Source organism: Streptomyces sp. NBC_01116, from assembly GCF_041435495.1.
Classification (GTDB): Bacteria; Actinomycetota; Actinomycetes; order Streptomycetales; family Streptomycetaceae; genus Streptomyces.
In genome coordinates, this window is the sequence record NZ_CP108644.1 from 1,917,905 (window position 1) to 1,932,953 (window position 15,049).

General features: G+C 73.7%; 16 protein-coding genes. 7 read left to right on the plus strand and 9 right to left on the minus strand.

Annotated elements, in window-relative coordinates; all coding sequences use genetic code 11:
• The first annotated feature begins 26 nt into the window (after window positions 1-26).
• Entirely contained in the window at window positions 27-782 is a 756-nt protein-coding gene (locus OG245_RS08330) for an ankyrin repeat domain-containing protein (protein WP_371622880.1), read from the plus strand.
• Between the two features lie 3 nt (window positions 783-785).
• Here OG245_RS08330 and OG245_RS08335 read toward each other — a convergent pair whose 3' ends face one another.
• The 3 genes from OG245_RS08335 to OG245_RS08345 form a co-directional block, all read right to left on the minus strand.
• Window positions 786-1,361 (minus strand): GNAT family N-acetyltransferase, encoded by a 576-nt coding sequence (locus tag OG245_RS08335; protein ID WP_371622881.1) that lies wholly within the window; start codon window positions 1,359-1,361, stop codon window positions 786-788.
• A gap of 171 nt (window positions 1,362-1,532) precedes the next feature.
• A complete protein-coding gene (locus OG245_RS08340; RefSeq protein WP_371622882.1) occupies window positions 1,533-2,270 on the minus strand; it encodes a VOC family protein in 738 nt (245 codons plus the stop codon).
• Window positions 2,271-2,401: 131 nt separating this feature from the next.
• Window positions 2,402-3,334 carry an SDR family oxidoreductase gene (locus tag OG245_RS08345; protein ID WP_371622883.1) on the minus strand — a complete coding sequence of 311 codons (933 nt, stop codon included), beginning with the start codon at window positions 3,332-3,334 and terminating at the stop codon, window positions 2,402-2,404.
• Window positions 3,335-3,480: 146 nt separating this feature from the next.
• Between OG245_RS08345 and OG245_RS08350 the strand changes: the two genes are divergently transcribed.
• Genes OG245_RS08350 through OG245_RS08365 form a run of 4 tightly spaced genes read left to right on the plus strand, consistent with a single transcriptional unit; the run spans window position 3,481 to window position 7,042 of the window.
• Complete coding sequence (locus OG245_RS08350) at window positions 3,481-4,224, plus strand: enoyl-CoA hydratase family protein (RefSeq protein ID WP_371622884.1); 744 nt, start codon at window positions 3,481-3,483, stop codon at window positions 4,222-4,224.
• Between the two features lie 3 nt (window positions 4,225-4,227).
• On the plus strand, window positions 4,228-5,118 hold the full coding sequence (locus tag OG245_RS08355) for a CoA transferase subunit A (RefSeq protein WP_371622885.1): 891 nt from the start codon (window positions 4,228-4,230) through the stop codon (window positions 5,116-5,118).
• Window positions 5,115-5,912, plus strand: coding sequence for a CoA-transferase subunit beta (locus OG245_RS08360; RefSeq protein WP_371622886.1), 798 nt, complete (start codon window positions 5,115-5,117; stop codon window positions 5,910-5,912). Before OG245_RS08355 ends, OG245_RS08360 begins: the two co-directional genes overlap by 4 nt.
• Window positions 5,912-7,042 carry an NAD(P)H-dependent flavin oxidoreductase gene (locus OG245_RS08365; protein ID WP_371622887.1) on the plus strand — a complete coding sequence of 377 codons (1,131 nt, stop codon included), beginning with the start codon at window positions 5,912-5,914 and terminating at the stop codon, window positions 7,040-7,042. Before OG245_RS08360 ends, OG245_RS08365 begins: the two co-directional genes overlap by 1 nt.
• Before the next feature lie 116 nt (window positions 7,043-7,158).
• Here the strand turns inward: OG245_RS08365 and OG245_RS08370 are convergent, their stop codons facing one another.
• From OG245_RS08370 to OG245_RS08390, 5 genes are all read right to left on the minus strand, one after another.
• The gene (locus OG245_RS08370; RefSeq protein ID WP_371622888.1) at window positions 7,159-8,823 is read right to left on the minus strand and encodes a DEAD/DEAH box helicase; all 1,665 of its coding nucleotides are present in this window, start codon (window positions 8,821-8,823) and stop codon (window positions 7,159-7,161) included.
• Between the two features lie 197 nt (window positions 8,824-9,020).
• Entirely contained in the window at window positions 9,021-9,224 is a 204-nt protein-coding gene (locus tag OG245_RS08375) for a cold-shock protein (RefSeq protein ID WP_003969786.1), read from the minus strand.
• Window positions 9,225-9,510: 286 nt separating this feature from the next.
• The gene (locus tag OG245_RS08380; protein ID WP_371622889.1) at window positions 9,511-10,668 is read right to left on the minus strand and encodes an acetyl-CoA C-acetyltransferase; all 1,158 of its coding nucleotides are present in this window, start codon (window positions 10,666-10,668) and stop codon (window positions 9,511-9,513) included.
• A gap of 43 nt (window positions 10,669-10,711) precedes the next feature.
• A complete protein-coding gene (locus OG245_RS08385) occupies window positions 10,712-11,323 on the minus strand; it encodes a TetR/AcrR family transcriptional regulator (RefSeq protein ID WP_371622890.1) in 612 nt (203 codons plus the stop codon).
• Between the two features lie 30 nt (window positions 11,324-11,353).
• Window positions 11,354-12,136, minus strand: a complete 783-nt coding sequence (locus tag OG245_RS08390; RefSeq protein ID WP_371622891.1) for an SDR family oxidoreductase — start codon at window positions 12,134-12,136, stop codon at window positions 11,354-11,356.
• 111 nt (window positions 12,137-12,247) lie between these two features.
• On the opposite strand from OG245_RS08390, the gene OG245_RS08395 reads away from it, so the two are divergent.
• Together OG245_RS08395 and OG245_RS08400 are read left to right on the plus strand one after the other, a co-directional pair.
• Entirely contained in the window at window positions 12,248-13,393 is a 1,146-nt protein-coding gene (locus OG245_RS08395; RefSeq protein ID WP_371622892.1) for an acyl-CoA dehydrogenase family protein, read from the plus strand.
• Window positions 13,393-14,379, plus strand: coding sequence for an acyl-CoA dehydrogenase family protein (locus tag OG245_RS08400; RefSeq protein WP_371622893.1), 987 nt, complete (start codon window positions 13,393-13,395; stop codon window positions 14,377-14,379). Before OG245_RS08395 ends, OG245_RS08400 begins: the two co-directional genes overlap by 1 nt.
• A gap of 45 nt (window positions 14,380-14,424) precedes the next feature.
• Here the strand turns inward: OG245_RS08400 and OG245_RS08405 are convergent, their stop codons facing one another.
• Entirely contained in the window at window positions 14,425-14,961 is a 537-nt protein-coding gene (locus tag OG245_RS08405; RefSeq protein ID WP_371622894.1) for a pyridoxamine 5'-phosphate oxidase family protein, read from the minus strand.
• Between the last annotated feature and the right edge of the window lie 88 nt (window positions 14,962-15,049).

Here is a 15,049-nt window from a genome sequence, read left to right on the forward strand (position 1 = left end):
CGTTTCGGCCACCGTACGATCGAAGCATGACGAACGAGCCGATCAGGGACGAACTACGCCTGTTCGACGCGCTGTACGAGGACGAGAACGCGGTCGTGCGGGCGCTGCGCTCGGGCGCGCGGGCCGAGTCGAGCGACGAGGAGGGCACGACGGCGCTCTACCTGGCGTCGGTGCAGGACCGGCTGGAGGCGGTGCGCCTGCTGCTCGCCGTCGGGGCGGACCCGAACCGGGCGAGCGGCCCCGGGGCGAGCGACCTGCCGCTGTGCGGGGCGGCCTGCGGCGGGCACACCGGGGTGGTGGAGGCGCTGCTGTCCGCCGGGGCCCGGCCGGATCTGCGCGAGGAGTTCGGTTTCACCGCGCTGCGGTGGGCGGTCGGCCTGGGGCACGCCCCGACGGTGGAAGCGCTCCTCGCCCATGGCGCGGACCCGCTGCTGCCGGGTCCGCGGGGCGAGGCGATGCTGGTGCTGGCGGCGCAGCGCGGGTCCTCGCGGACGGTACGGGCGCTGCTCGCGCACGGTGCGGGCGCGGCGGGTCAGGAGTCCGTGGTCGCCCTCGCGCTGGCCGAGGCGCGGCGCATCGCCGCTCTCGATCCGGAACGGGAGTTGCGGCGGCGGCTGGAGGAGTCGTACGGCTCCGGGATCGAGACGGTGACGCTCCGCGACCGCAGGGACGGCGAGGAGACGCTGGCGGTGGAACTGCTCCGGGACGGGGTGCCGTCGGCGGGCACGGACCAGCACACGGGGCATGGAGAGATCGTGGCCCTGCTGGGTGGGCCGTCGTAGTCGCTATCGGGCTCCCGGCCGGCGGCCGCGCTGCCAGGCCTCACGGGTGATGACGTACTCGACCTCGCCGTGCTCGGAGCCCTCGATGGTCTCCGGCCAGTCCTCGGTGTAGGCCCGCAGGAAGGTCAGCCCCGTCTTCTCCATCACGCGCCGGGATGCGGTGTTGACCGCCATGGTGTTGGCGGTGACCCGCTGGACCCCTAGGTCGGTGAACCCCTTGTCGACCAGGGCCCGCGCGCCCTCGGTGGCGTAACCCCGGCCCCAGGCGGCCCGGTTCAGCCGGTAGCCGAGTTCGGCGACGGCCGGGTCGTGGTCGTCGAGCGGCCGGAGCTCGAACCAGCCCAGGAAGGCACCGGTGGCCTTCTCCCGCGCGGCCCAGAAGCCGCGGGTTCCGGTGCACGGGTGGTCGTGGAGGAGCCTCGGCAGGGTCCGGTCCCGGATGTCCTCGGGGCTCGTCGGCCGGCCGCCGTTGATGTACCGCATGACGGCGGGGTCGTTGTCGAGGGCGAGCAGGTCGGGGGCGTCGGCCTCGGTGACCGGGTGCAGGACGAGCCGGTCGGTCTCCAGGAAGGTGCGCATACGGCGATCCTCACCGCCGGCGGCCGGGCAGCGCCACCCGATATGCGCGCGGGCGTCACCGGTCCGGGCCGGGGCTTGGACGGTTCCTGGGCCTGGGGCGGTCCTGTTCCCGGGGCCGGTGCCCGGCCATGGCCCAGGTGCCGGTGCCGGTGCCGTTGCCAGGGCCATGGACTAGATCTGGTCCCGGCCCTGGACCAGGAACGTCAGCCCTTCCGGGCTGCGCAGCCGCACGGTGCGGGGACCGCCTTCTCCTGCGGGGGTGACGAGGTCCGGCCCGTGGGCGCGGGCCCGGCGGATCACGGCGTCCGGATCGTCCACGGCGAGGGCCAGCTCCCACTGGGGCGCGGAGCCGGTGCCGGTGGCGGTGCCGGTCGCGGCGGGAGCTGCTTCCCGGAACGCGGCCCGGCCGAGGGGCGTGCCCGTCGTCCTGGCGTAGAACTCCCGGGCCCGCTCGGGGTCTTCGCAGGCCAGGACCGCGTGGTGGGGCGTGCCCTCCGCCGTGGCGGACACCGGCCACCCGGCGAATCCCCGTGGCCGCCAGAGGGAGACGGCCGCGCCGACCGGGTCGGTCAGCGTGGCGATCAGTCCCTGGTCCCCCGCGTCGAACGGCGGGACGACGACCTGCGCCCCGTTCGCCACCGCCAGAGCCGTGCGGTGGTCCACGTCGTCGACCGCGAGGTAGTAGGCGATGTGCGGCGGAGTGCCGGGCGGGTAGACCGGCTGGGCGAGATCGCTGACCCCGCCGATCCGGTCGGCCCCGGCGGATATCTTGACGGCCCGGCGCCAGTCCTCCTCGTCCACGGCGAAGTCCCAGCCCAGCACCGAGGAGAAGAAGGCGGCCGTGCCGGACGGGTCGCGGGTCTTGAGGTCCATCCAGCAGAACTCGTTCATCGGGCCGTGCCGCGTCATCGTGTGCTCCTCCGGTGTCCCCTGCTGCATACCGGGCGCCCGCACGGGTACGCAAACGGGTTTCCCGCGCCGTACGCGCTCGACGGACACCCGCCCATCGGCCGAGTCAACAACCCTGCGGATCAATACACCTAGGACGCCCCGTAGACCCGCCCCGGCTCCTCCGCGTCCGCCAGCAGCCGGCGCACCGTCTCGCCCGCCTCGGCCGGGGATCTGCGCGCGCCCCGGTCGTCGGTGGGGCCCGGGCGCCAGCCCTCCATGACGGTGATGCGGCCCGCCTCGGCCTCGAAGACGCGGCCCGTCACCCCCTCGCTCGCGGCGGAGCCGAGCCAGACGACGAGGGGCGAGACGTTCGCGGGGGCCATGGCGTCGAACTCCCCCGCCCCCGGGGCCGCCATCGTCTCGGCGAAGGTCAGCTCGGTCATCCGGGTCCGGGCGGCCGGGGCGAGGGCGTTGACGTGGACCCCGTACCGGCCCAGCTCGGCCGCGGCGACCAGGGTCAGGGCGACGATGCCGGCCTTGGCCGCCGCGTAGTTGCCCTGGCCGACGCTGCCGAGGAGTCCGGCGCCGGAGCTGGTGTTGACGATCCGGGCGGTCGGCGGGCGGCCCGCCTTCGCCTCGGCCCGCCAGTGGGCGGCGGCGTGCTTCAGGGGCAGGAAGTGGCCTCTGAGGTGGACCCGCATCACCGCGTCCCAGTCGTCCTCGTCCAGGTTGACGAGCATCCGGTCGCGCAGGAAGCCCGCGTTGTTGACCAGGGTGTCGAGGTGTCCGAAGGCCTCCACGGCGGTGGCGACCAGGGAGGCGGCGCCCTCGGCCGTGGCGATGTCGCCGCCGTGGACGACGGCTTCGCCGCCCGCCGCGACGATCTCGTCGACGACCTCCCGGGCCGGACCGGCGGAACCCCCGTCCCCGTCGGGTCCGACGCCGAGGTCGTTGACGACGACCCGCGCCCCTTCGGCGGCGAAGGCCAGGGCGTGGGCCCGGCCGAGCCCCCGCCCGGCGCCCGTGACGGCGACGACCCGGTCCGCGCAGAGTCCGGCACGGCGTGCGAACGGTGCGGTCATCTCATCTCCCCATGATCGGCGGCTGGTCGACGGTCGGCGGCCCGTGGACGGTCGATGGCGACCGGGAGACGGCCGGTTGGCGCGCGGGGGCGGGGCTGCTACCGTCCACCTAACAAATGTTTGGTGGAAAGGTAGCTGATCCTCCGATGAGTGTCTCCACCGCCTGCCCCTCGGACGGCGTCCGCGTCGTCACCGTGGACCGTCCCCCCGTCAACGCGCTCCCCGTGCGGGGCTGGCACGACCTGGCGGACGCCGTCCGGGCGGCGGGCCGCGACCCCGGGGTCCGCTGCGTCGTCCTGGCCGCCGCCGGGCGCGGCTTCAACGCGGGCGTCGACATCAAGGAGTTGCAGCGAGATACGGGGCACGAGGCCCTGATCGGCGCCAACCGGGGCTGCGCCGAGGCGTTCGCCGCGGTGTACGCGTGCGAGGTTCCGGTCGTCGCGGCGGTGCAGGGCTTCTGCCTGGGCGGCGGGATCGGACTCGTCGGGAACGCGGACGCGATCGTCGCGAGCGAGGACGCGGTCTTCGGCCTGCCGGAGCTGGACCGGGGCGCGCTCGGCGCAGCGACCCACCTGGCGCGGCTGGTCCCGCAGCACCTGATGCGCACGCTGTACTACACCTCCCGCACCGTCACCGCGGCCGAGCTGCTCGCCCACGGATCGGTCTGGCGGGTGGTCCGGGCCGGGGAACTGATGGAAGCGGCGCTGGAGTTGGCGGCCGAGATCGCCGCCAAGGACGGCCACCTGCTGCGGCTCGCGAAAGCCGCACTGAACGGTATCGACCCCGTCGACGTACAGCGCAGCTACCGCTTCGAGCAGGGGTTCACCTTCGAGGCGAACCTCGCCGGGACCGCCGCCCGGGTCCGCGACACCTTCGGCAAGGAGGCCTGAACCGTGACCACTCCCCCTCATGTGCGCGACAAGACGATGACGCCCGAGGAGGTCGTCGACCGGCTGAGCAGCGGCATGACGATCGGGATCGGCGGCTGGGGATCGCGCAGGAAGCCGATGGCCCTGGTCAGGGCGCTGCTCCGGTCGTCCGTCACCGATCTCACGGTGATCTCCTACGGCGGCCCGGACGTGGGGCTGCTGGCCGCGGCGGGCCGGATCGCCCGGCTGGTCACGGCGTTCGTGACGCTCGACTCCATCCCGCTGGAGCCGCACTACCGGGCCGCCCGGCAGCGCGGGGCGTTCGCGCTGACGGAGATCGACGAGGCGATGTTCATGTGGGGGCTGCACGCGGCGGCGAACCGGCTGCCGTTCCTGCCGGTCCGCGCGGGCCTCGGATCGGATGTGATGCGGGTCAACCCCGAGCTGCGCACGGTGACTTCACCGTACGAGGACGGCGAGGAGTTCGTGGCGGCGCCGGCCCTGCGGATGGACGCGGCGCTGGTCCACCTCAACCGGGCGGACCGCCTGGGCAACGGCCAGTACCTGGGTCCGGACCCGTACTTCGACGACCTGTTCTGCGAAGCGGCGGACGCGGCGTACGTCTCCTGCGAACGCATCGTGCGGACGGAGGAGTTGGCCGGGAACGCCACCGCCCCGCAGACCCTTCTCGTCCAGCGGCACTCGGTCACCGGTGTCGTGGAGACGCCGGGCGGGGCGCACTTCACGTCCTGCGTACCCGACCACCAGCGCGACGAGCCGTTCCAGAGGGCCTACGCGGCAGCGGCGGCGGACCCGGCCGCCTGGGCGGAGTTCGCGGCCCGTTTCCTGCCGCCGGACGGCGACGAGAAGGGCTACCAGCAGGCGGTCCGCACCTGGCACGAGGAGCAGACATGAACGCATCCAGCACCACTCCCGACGCCGACACCGACACCGACACCGACACCGACACCGACACCGAGAACATCACCCGTGCCGAGTACTGCGTGATCGCGTGCGCCGAGGCCTGGCGGGGCGACGGCGAGATCCTGGCCAGCCCGATGGGCGCGGTGCCGTCGGCCGGCGCGCGGCTGGCCCGGCTGACCTTCGCCCCCGACCTGCTCCTCACGGACGGCGAGGCGACACTCGTCGGCCCGGACGGCGAGGCGGAGGGCTGGCTCCCCTACCGCAGGCATCTGGCGCTGGTGACCGGCGGGCGGCGGCACGTGATGATGGGCGCGAGCCAGATCGACCGCTTCGGCAACCAGAACATCTCCTGCATCGGCGACTGGGAGCGGCCCTCGCGGCAGCTGCTCGGCGTACGCGGAGCCCCGGTCAACACCCTCAACAACCCGGTGAGTTACTGGATCCCCCGGCACTCCCCCCGGGTCTTCGTCGAGCGCGTCGACATGATCTGCGGAGTCGGCCACGACAGCGCGCGGGCGGCGGGCCCCTCCGCCACCCGCTTCCACCGCATCCCCCGGGTCGTCAGCGATCTCGGGGTCTTCGACTTCGCGACGCCCGACCGTTCGATGCGCCTCGCCTCGGTCCATCCCGGCGTCACGGTGGACCAGGTACGCGAAGCGACGGGCTTCGCGCTCACGGTCCCCGCGGACGTCCCGCACACCCGCGCCCCGACCGCCGCCGAACTCACCCTGATCCGCGAGGTCGTCGACCCGGCCCGCACCCGGGACCGGGAGGTCCGGTCCTGATGCGCACCGCCCTGACCGACCTCGTCGGCGTCCGGCACCCGATCGTGCAGACCGGAATGGGCTGGGTGGCGGGCCCCCGCCTGGTCACCGCGACCGCACGGGCCGGGGCGCTCGGCGTCCTGGCCTCGGCGACCATGTCACCGGACCAACTGCGTTCGGCCGTAAGGGAGGTGAAGTCCCGGACGGACGCGCCGTTCGGGGTGAACCTGCGGGCGGACGCGGGGGACGCCCGGGAGCGGGTCCGGATCATCGTCGAGGAGGGTGTGCGGGTGGCGTCGTTCGCGCTCGCCCCGTCGAGGGAGCTGATCGCGGAGCTGAAGGACGCGGGCGTGGTCGTCGTCCCGTCGGTGGGGGCCAGGCGGCACGCGGAGAAGGTCGCGGACTGGGGTGCGGACGCGGTGATCGTGCAGGGCGGCGAGGGCGGCGGCCACACCGGGGAGGTCGCCACCACGGTGCTCCTGCCGCAGGTCGTGGACGCGGTGGACATCCCGGTGGTCGCGGCGGGCGGCTTCCATGACGGCCGGGGCCTGGTGGCGGCGCTGGCGTACGGGGCGGCGGGTGTCGCGATGGGCACCCGGTTCCTGCTGACGTCGGACTCGACGGTCCCGGACGCGGTGAAGGCCCGCTATCTGGCGGCGACCGCCAAGGACATCACCCTGACGAGGGCGGTGGACGGCCTCCCGCACCGGATGCTCCGTACGGAGATGGTGGCGGAACTGGAGGGTGCGGGCCGGCTGCGCTCCCTGTACCGGGCGCTGCGCCGGGCGTCCGGTTTCCGCCGGATCTCCGGCCTGAGCTGGCCGGGCATGGTCCGCGACGGCCTGGCGATGCGGCACGGCAAGGAGCTGAGCTGGAGTCAGGTGCTGCTGGCGGCGAACACCCCGATGCTGTTGAGGGCGTCCATGGTCGACGGGCGCACGGACCTCGGCATCATGGCCTCGGGCCAGGTCGCGGCCCTGATCGAGGACCTGCCGAGCGTGGCGGAGCTGGTGGACCGGATCGTGGCGGAGGCGGAGACGACTCGCGTGCTTCTGGCCGACCCGGCCCCGCCGCATCGGCCCGAGCCCAGGCTCTCGGCCGACACCGACACCGACAACCAGGCGGCCACATCCAGCCCGTCCGGCGCTTGAGGAGAAAGCCCCGGCCCGGGGCTTTCGGGGCTCTGCCCCGGACCCCGGTCCTCCATCGCCGGACGGCTGGGGGGTGACCCCGGTCCTCAAGCTCCGGACCGGGGTCGAAGTCGGTCCTACGCGGCCCGACGGCCCCGGGCAGGCGCACCCGAGCGACCGGCGCCGCGCGCCTCGCCGCCCGAACGGCCCGCGCCGCCGGAGCGACCCGCGCCGCCACCGGAACGCGCACCCTGAGCACCGCCACCGCCACCGACGCCACCGGCCCCGCCGGCCCCGCGCCGGCCACGTCCGCGGCTGCCGGAGCGCACCGCACCCCCGCCGGAGCCGCCCGCCGCGCCGCCCGACCGGGTCCGCTGCTTCGGCGGCGTCGCCTGCGGCACCTCGATCACGATCGCGACGCCCGAGGGCTCGCGGGCCCCCGTGATCCGGCCCAGTTCCGCGTCGCTGGAGGTGACCCGCGTGGTGCGGGGCGCGATGCCGGCGTCCTGCATCAGCCGGGTCATCTCGCGCTTCTCCTCGGGCAGCACCAGCGTGACGACGCTGCCGGACTCCCCGGCGCGCGCCGTGCGCCCGCCGCGGTGGAGGTAGTCCTTGTGGTCGGTCGGCGGGTCCACGTTGACGACCAGGTCGAGGTCGTCGACGTGGATGCCGCGGGCCGCGACGTTCGTCGCGACGAGCGCGGTGACCTGACCGTTCTTGAACTGGTCGAGCGTCCGGTTGCGCTGCGGCTGCGAACGCCCGCCGTGCAGGGCGGCCGCCCGTACACCGCTGGCGAGCAGCCGTTTGGCGAAGCGGTCGGCGGCGCGCTTGGTGTCGACGAACATGATCACCCGGCCCTCGCGGGCGGCGATCTTCGTGGCGACGGCCTTCTTGTCGGTCTCGTCCAGGACGTGGAGCACGTGGTGCTCCATCGTGGTGACCGCACCGGCGGACGGGTCGACGGAGTGCACGACCGGGTCGGTGAGGAACATCTTCACGAGCCGGTCGATGTTCTTGTCGAGGGTCGCGGAGAACAGCATCCGCTGCCCGTCCGCCTCGACCTGCTTGAGCAGGGCGACGACCTGCGGCATGAAGCCCATGTCGGCCATCTGGTCGGCCTCGTCGAGGACGGTGATGGAGACCTCGTCCAGGCGGCAGTCGCCGCGCTCGATGAGGTCCTTGAGCCGGCCCGGGGTGGCGACGAGCACTTCGGCGCCGCGCCGCAGGGTGGCGGACTGCTTGGTGATCGACATGCCGCCGACGACGGTGGCGAGCCGCAGGTTCACGGCGGTCGCGTACGGGGTCAGGGCGTCGGTGACCTGCTGGGCCAGCTCACGCGTGGGCACGAGGACCATGGCGAGCGGGGCGCGCGGCTCGCTGCGGCGCCCGGCGGTGCGGGCCAGCAGCGCCAGGCCGAAGGCGAGCGTCTTGCCGGAGCCGGTGCGTCCGCGGCCGAGGATGTCGCGGCCGGCCAGCGAGTTCGGCAGGGTCGCGCCCTGGATCGGGAACGGCTCGGTGACGCCCTGCGCGGTGAGGGTCTTCAGCAGCCCGGCGGGCATGTCCAGGTCGGCGAAGGCGTCGACGGCGGGCAGCGCGGGGGTCACGGTCTCCGGCAGGGCGAACTCGCCCTGCGGCGGGGTGGCGCGGCGGCGGGCCGGGGGCTTGGAGCCGCCCTGGGCCCGGGAGCGGGGTGCGCCGCCCCGGCCGTTCGCGGGAGCCTGGGTGCCGGCGCCCTGGCCGCGGCCTCGGCCACGGGCCGGTCGCGAGCGGGGGGTGCGGTCCTGGCGTTCGGAGCTGGTCATATGGAATTGCCCTCCTGGGGGATTCCTGGGCAACTGCCGAATGGGTTTACTGCGATGTGCCGGCCCGGCCGTCCGGGTGCGCCCCCAGGATGTGCGCACAGAACGGGTTGTTGCGACGGGTTGTCGCTCGGACAGCACAAACCGGGGCCCGCACCTTCACGGTGCGGGCCCCGGTCAGCGAGGTACGCGTCCGGCAATTAGGCCGGGACGATGTTCTCCGCCTGCGGGCCCTTCTGGCCCTGCGTGACGTCGAAGGAGACCTTCTGGCCCTCCTGGAGCTCACGGAAGCCCGAGGTGGCGATGTTGGAGTAGTGGGCGAAGACGTCGGCGCCGCCGCCGTCCTGCTCGATGAAGCCGAAGCCCTTTTCCGAGTTGAACCACTTCACGGTTCCAGTAGCCATGTCATTCTCCTAAAAGAGGTGCAGTGCCGAGAATCCGCACTTTACGGATTCCAAGTCGCCGCATTGAGCCCCACCCGGAGAAAGCCGGAAAACAATAAAGCGCCTGAGGAAGCATTCCCGTCAGGCGCACATAAAGTTCATGGGTACCAAAACTGCAACGGGAAACACCCTAGCACGTCCTCTCCTCCGGCGGCGGAGCGCGCCGCGCCGCCGGAGGGAAAACTTGGCTGACCAGAGGGCGTACGGGCGGTCCCGCCGGGGCGCGGGCGGGGCCGGGGGCGGGTTCTCAGAGCCGCTCGACGATGGTGACGTTGGCCTGTCCGCCGCCCTCGCACATCGTCTGGAGCCCGTAGCGGCCGCCGGTGCGCTCCAGTTCGTGCAGCAGGGTCGTCATCAGCCGGGCCCCGGTCGCGCCGAGCGGATGGCCGAGCGCGATGGCTCCGCCGTTGACGTTGACCCGCTCGGGGTCCGCACCGGTCTCTTTCAGCCAGGCGAGCACGACCGGGGCGAACGCCTCGTTGATCTCGACGAGGTCGATGGCGTCGAGGGTGAGGCCGGTCTTCTTCAGGGCGTGCGCGGTGGCCGGGATCGGGGCCGAGAGCATCCGGATCGGGTCCTCGCCCCGTACGGACAGGTGGTGGACGCGGGCCCGCGGGGTGAGCCCGTGTTCGGCGACGGCCCGCTCCGAGGCGATGAGCAGGGCGGCGGCCCCGTCGGAGACCTGGGAGGAGCAGGCCGCGGTGATGGTGCCGCCCTCCATGACGGGTCGCAGACCGGCCATTTTCTCCAGGGTGGTGTCGCGGCGCGGCCCCTCGTCCGCGGTGACGTCCCCGTACGCGACGATCTCGCGGGCGAAGCGGCCCTCGTCGATGGCGCGGAGTGCCCGGTGGTGGGAGGTGAGGGCGAACTCCTCCATGTCCCGGCGGCTGATGCCCCACTTCTCGGCGATCAGCTGGGCGCCGTGGAACTGGTTGACGGGGGCGTCGCCGTAGCGGGCGCGCCAGCCCTCGCTGCCCGCGTACGGCCCCTGGGTGAGGCCGAGGGGTTCGGCGGCCTGCCGGGAGGCGAAGGCGATCGGGATCTGGGTCATGTTCTGGGTGCCGCCCGCGACGACGAGGTCCTGGGTGCCGGAGAGGACGCCCTGGGCCGCGAAGTGGAGGGCCTGCTGGGAGGAGCCGCACTGCCGGTCGATGGTGACGCCGGGGACCTCCTCGGGCAGTCCGGCGGCCAGCCATGACGTACGGGCGATGTCGCCGGCCTGCGGTCCGACGGTGTCGAGGCAGCCGAAGACGACGTCCTCGACGGCCGCCGGGTCGACGCCGGAGCGGGCGATCAGCTCTCCGAGCACATGCGCGCCGAGGTCGGCGGGGTGGACGGCCCCGAGGCCGCCCTTGCGCCGTCCGACGGGGGTGCGTACCGCTTCGACGATGTATGCCTCGGCCATGGCTGCTGCTCCTCGGTGCGCTCGGGATGGACCGGCTCTTCGGTTACGTACGCAGGGCGATTCCGTCGAGCACCATCGAGAGGTACTGACGGGCGATCTCCTCGGGGCTGTGGTGTCCGCCGGGCCGGTACCAGGAGGCCGCGACCCAGACGGTGTCGCGGACGAAGCGGTAGGTGAGGCGGATGTCGAGGTCGTCGCGGAAGGCGCCTTCGGCGACGCCGCGTTCCAGGGTGCCGAGCCAGGCCTTCTCGAACTTCGTCTGCGAGTCGACGAGGTAGGCGAAGCGCGGCTGGTGGGCGAGGTGCTTGGACTCCTTCTGGTAGATCGCGACGGCGGGGCGGTGCCGGTCGATCTCCCGGAAGGACTCGGTGACGAGCGCCTCGATGGTCGCGCGGGGGCCGAGACCGGCTTCCAGGACCGTGTCGTAGCCCTGCCAGAGCTCGTCGAGGAAGGTGGAGAGGATTTCGTCGATCATCGATTCCTTGGAATCGAAGTGGTAGTAGAGGCTGCCCGCGAGCATCCCGGCCTCGTCCGCGATCCGGCGGACGGTGGTGGCGTTGTATCCGTGGGCGGCGAAGACCTCGGCGGCGGTGGCGAGCAGTTCACGGCGTCGCTCCGGCGTGGGGGTCACCTGGGGCTTCTTCTTGGTAGGCACCGGGCCATTGTCCGCCCGCGGCCCGGGTGTTCACGCATGCTGGCTGCTGACGGGGACGACCTCGCCGGTCATGTAGGAGGAGTAGCCGCTGGCGAGGAAGACGATCACGTTGGCGACCTCCCAGGGTTCGGCGTACCGGCCGAAGGCCTCCTTCGCGGTGAGTTCGGTGAGGAGTTCGGCGGAGGTGACCTTGGCCAGGTGCGGGTGCATGGCGAGGCTGGGGGCGACGGCGTTGACGCGTACGCCGTAGTCGGCGGCCTCGACGGCGGCGCAGCGGGTGAGGGCCATGACACCGGCCTTGGCGGCGGCGTAGTGGGCCTGGCCGCGCTGGGCGCGCCAGCCGACGACGGAGGCGTTGTTGACGAGGACTCCGCCGGTTCCGGCGGCCTTGAGGGAGCGCAGGGCGGCGCGGGTGCAGCGGAAGGTGCCGTTCAGGGTGACGTCGAGGATCCTCGTCCACTGGTCGTCGGTCATCTCGGTGAGTTCGGCGGTGCCGCCGAGGCCCGCGTTGTTGACGACGATGTCGAGGCCGCCGTGGGCGCGTTCGGCGTGGGCGAAGAGGGCGCCGACCTGGTCCTCGTCGGTGACGTCGCAGGTCAGGTGGGTGACGCGGTCGGCGCCGAACTCGTCGGCGAGGGCGTGCGCGCTCTCCTTCAGGCGGCGGGCGTGGGCGTCGCCGATCACGACGCGGGCGCCCTCCTCCAGGAAGCGGCGGGCGGTCGCGCCGCCGATCCCGGCTCCGGCGGCGGCGGTGACGACGGCGGTGCGGCCGGCCAGCAGTCCGTGTCCCGGCAGGTACGGCGGTGTGTCCATGGCCCGGTCCCCCGGCTTCTCGACGGTCTGTGGGTCGTACGTTAACCTACCAAACACTTGTTAGGGAACGCCCTCGGCGACGGCGCCGACCGGACGGAAGGCGGGCGCCTCATGGATCTGGCGCAGACGGCACGGACGACAGCCCTGCGGGCCGAGGCGCGGGCCTGGCTCCGGGACCACGTGCCGGCCCGGCCGCTGCCCTCCCTGGAGACCGGGAAGGGGTTCGCCGCGCACCGGGAGTGGGAGGCGCTGCTGCACACCGGCCGCTGGTCGGCGGTCTCCTGGCCGGAGGAGTACGGGGGCCGGGGCGCGGACCTCTTCGGCTGGCTGGCGTTCGAGGAGGAGTACTGGGCGGCGGGCGCGCCGGGCCGGGTCTCGCAGAACGGGATCAGCCTCCTCGCCCCGACCCTCCTCGCCCACGGCACGGCAGAGCAGCGGGCCCGGGTCCTGCCCCCGATGGCGAGCGGCGAGGTCATCTGGGCGCAGGCCTGGTCGGAGCCGGAGGCGGGGTCGGACCTTGCGGCGCTGCGGTCGCGGGCGGTGCGCGCGGACGGCGGCTGGCTGCTGTCGGGGCAGAAGACCTGGTCCTCGCGGGCGGCGTTCGCGGACCGGGCCTTCGGGATCTTCCGTACGGACCCGGGGGCGGCGAAACCGCACCAGGGGCTGACGTACCTGATGTTCGGGCTGCGGGACCCCGGGGTCACGGTCCGCCCGATCGGGCGGCTGGACGGGAAGCCCGCGTTCGCCGAGATCTTCCTCGACGAGGTCTTCGTACCGGACGCGGACGTCATCGGCGAGCCGGGGCAGGGCTGGCGCATCGCCATGTCGGCCACCGGCGACGAGCGCGGCCTCACCCTCCGCTCCCCCGGCCGTTTCCTGGCCGCCGCCGACCGGCTCCAGGACCTGTGGCGGGAGGCGGGCGACCCGGCGGACACGGCGCTGCGGGACCGGGTGGCGGACGCGGTGATCGGGGCGCGGGCGTATCAGCTGTTCACGGCCGCCTCCGCGTCCCGGTTCGCGGCGGGGGCGTCGCTGGGGCCCGAGTCCAGCCTGAACAAGGTCTTCTGGTCGCGTTACGACATCGCGCTGCACGAGACGGCGCTCGATCTGCTGGGCCCGGACGCGGAGCTGGCGGACACGGCGTGGGCGGAGGGGTACGTCTTCGCGCTCGCGGGCCCCGTGTACGCGGGGACGAACGAGATCCAGCGGGACATCATCGCCGAGCGGCTGCTCGGCCTGCCGAAGGGACGGCGCTGATGCGTTTCCTTCTCGACGACGAGCAGCGGGAGTTCGCCCGGTCGCTGGACGCGATGCTGACGGCGGCCGGCACACCGTCGGTGCTGCGGACGTGGGCGGCCGGGGATCACGGGCCGGGACGGGCCCTGTGGGGGCGGCTCGGGGACGCGGGGGTGTTCGCGCTCGCGGTCCCGGAGGCGTACGGGGGGCTCGGGCCGCTCCCCGTGGAGATGGCCGTGGCCTGCGTCGGGCTGGGGCGGCACGCGGTGCCCGGACCGGTGGCGGAGACCCTGGCGGCCGCGGTGCTGCTGGCGGGGGCGGGCGGACCGGCGGCGAAGGAGTGGCTGCCCCGGATCGCCTCCGGCGGGGCGGTGGTGTCGCTGCGGCTGGCCGGGCACGGGCCGTACGCCCTGGACGCGGACGCGGCGGACGCGGTGTTCACGGTGGACGGCGACGAACTGCGGCTCGCACCGGGGCCCGGGGAGCCGTCGGCGTCGGCGGATCCGGCGCGGCGGCTGTTCAGGCCGGAGCCGGGCGGCGAGGTGGCGGCGGCCGGTCCCGGGGTGCGCGGGGCGGCGCGGGCGGCGGGCGACCTGGCGGCGTTCGCCACGGCGGCCCTGGCGCTGGGCTGCGGGGAGGAGCTGCTGCGGGCGACCGTTGCGTACGTGAAGCAGCGCACCCAGTTCGGGGTGCCCGTCGGGTCCTTCCAGGCGGTCAAGCACCGCCTCGCGGACACCCTGCTCGGCCTGGAGTTCGCGCGTCCGCTGCTGTACGGCGCGGCGGTGGAGCTGGCGGGCGGAGCGGCCGGGGCGGGGGCGGCGGTCGCGGCGGCGAAGGCGGCGGCGGGCGAGGCGGGGTACGCGGCGGCCCGCACCGCGCTCCAGTCGCACGGCGCGGTCGGCTACACCGAGGAGCTGGACCTCGCGTGGTGGCTGCGCCGGGCCCGGCCGCTGCGGGACGCCTGGGGGACGCCGTCCGCCTGCCGGGCCCGGGTGCTGGCGGGCTGAGCCCGGGGGCACCCCGCCCCCGGCCCGGTCCGCACCGCCCCCGGTTCAGGACGCGTCGGTCGTGGGCGGGGTGTCGTCGCCGGTGCGGCGCACGGTGCGCAGCGGCTGCCCGGGACGCCAGGACCGGATGACCAGCGCCTCGCCGTCGAGCCCGATGCGGACCACCTCGGTCAGCTCGGCCCGGAAGAGGTGGAAGGGCTCCGGCGGGGTCGCCTCCTCGATGAAGCGGGCGATCACCCGCGGATCGCTGATCTCCACGGCCCGGCCGCTGACGCGGACGTCCCCGTCGTTCAGCTCGGCGTCGGGCCCGGGGTTGGCCTGGAGGGCGAAGCGCGGATCGCGCCGCAGGTCCAGGGCCTTGCGGGAGTTCGGCATCATGCCGAGCAGCAGCTCACCGAAGCGGAAGTCGGCCTCAAGGCCCGTGACCCGGGGCGAGCCGTCCTTGCGGAGAGTGGCCAGGACGTGGTGCTTGTAGAGCCGGAAGCGGCGCTGCACGGTGTCGGCGAACTCGGGCTCGGCGGTGGCGAAGCCGTCCCAGGAGACAGGCGCGTGCGAAGGCGATGAAGACGTCGTGGATGCCATGGATGCCATGGAACACCGATTACCCGACATCTCCTGTCGGTATTTGCTCGCGAAAGGCGGGCGAGTTTCCGGCGAGCCGAACGCCTCA

Coding starts and splice junctions, on each gene's coding strand:
- OG245_RS08330 (WP_371622880.1), top strand. CDS start 27: ATGACGAACGAGCCGATCAGGGACGAACTACGCCTGTTCGACGCGCTG.
- OG245_RS08335 (WP_371622881.1), bottom strand. CDS start 1,361: ATGCGCACCTTCCTGGAGACCGACCGGCTCGTCCTGCACCCGGTCACC.
- OG245_RS08340 (WP_371622882.1), bottom strand. CDS start 2,270: ATGACGCGGCACGGCCCGATGAACGAGTTCTGCTGGATGGACCTCAAG.
- OG245_RS08345 (WP_371622883.1), bottom strand. CDS start 3,334: ATGACCGCACCGTTCGCACGCCGTGCCGGACTCTGCGCGGACCGGGTC.
- OG245_RS08350 (WP_371622884.1), top strand. CDS start 3,481: ATGAGTGTCTCCACCGCCTGCCCCTCGGACGGCGTCCGCGTCGTCACC.
- OG245_RS08360 (WP_371622886.1), top strand. CDS start 5,115: ATGAACGCATCCAGCACCACTCCCGACGCCGACACCGACACCGACACC.
- OG245_RS08365 (WP_371622887.1), top strand. CDS start 5,912: ATGCGCACCGCCCTGACCGACCTCGTCGGCGTCCGGCACCCGATCGTG.
- OG245_RS08370 (WP_371622888.1), bottom strand. CDS start 8,823: ATGACCAGCTCCGAACGCCAGGACCGCACCCCCCGCTCGCGACCGGCC.
- OG245_RS08375 (WP_003969786.1), bottom strand. CDS start 9,224: ATGGCTACTGGAACCGTGAAGTGGTTCAACTCGGAAAAGGGCTTCGGC.
- OG245_RS08380 (WP_371622889.1), bottom strand. CDS start 10,668: ATGGCCGAGGCATACATCGTCGAAGCGGTACGCACCCCCGTCGGACGG.
- OG245_RS08390 (WP_371622891.1), bottom strand. CDS start 12,136: ATGGACACACCGCCGTACCTGCCGGGACACGGACTGCTGGCCGGCCGC.
- OG245_RS08395 (WP_371622892.1), top strand. CDS start 12,248: ATGGATCTGGCGCAGACGGCACGGACGACAGCCCTGCGGGCCGAGGCG.
- OG245_RS08400 (WP_371622893.1), top strand. CDS start 13,393: ATGCGTTTCCTTCTCGACGACGAGCAGCGGGAGTTCGCCCGGTCGCTG.
- OG245_RS08405 (WP_371622894.1), bottom strand. CDS start 14,961: ATGGCATCCACGACGTCTTCATCGCCTTCGCACGCGCCTGTCTCCTGG.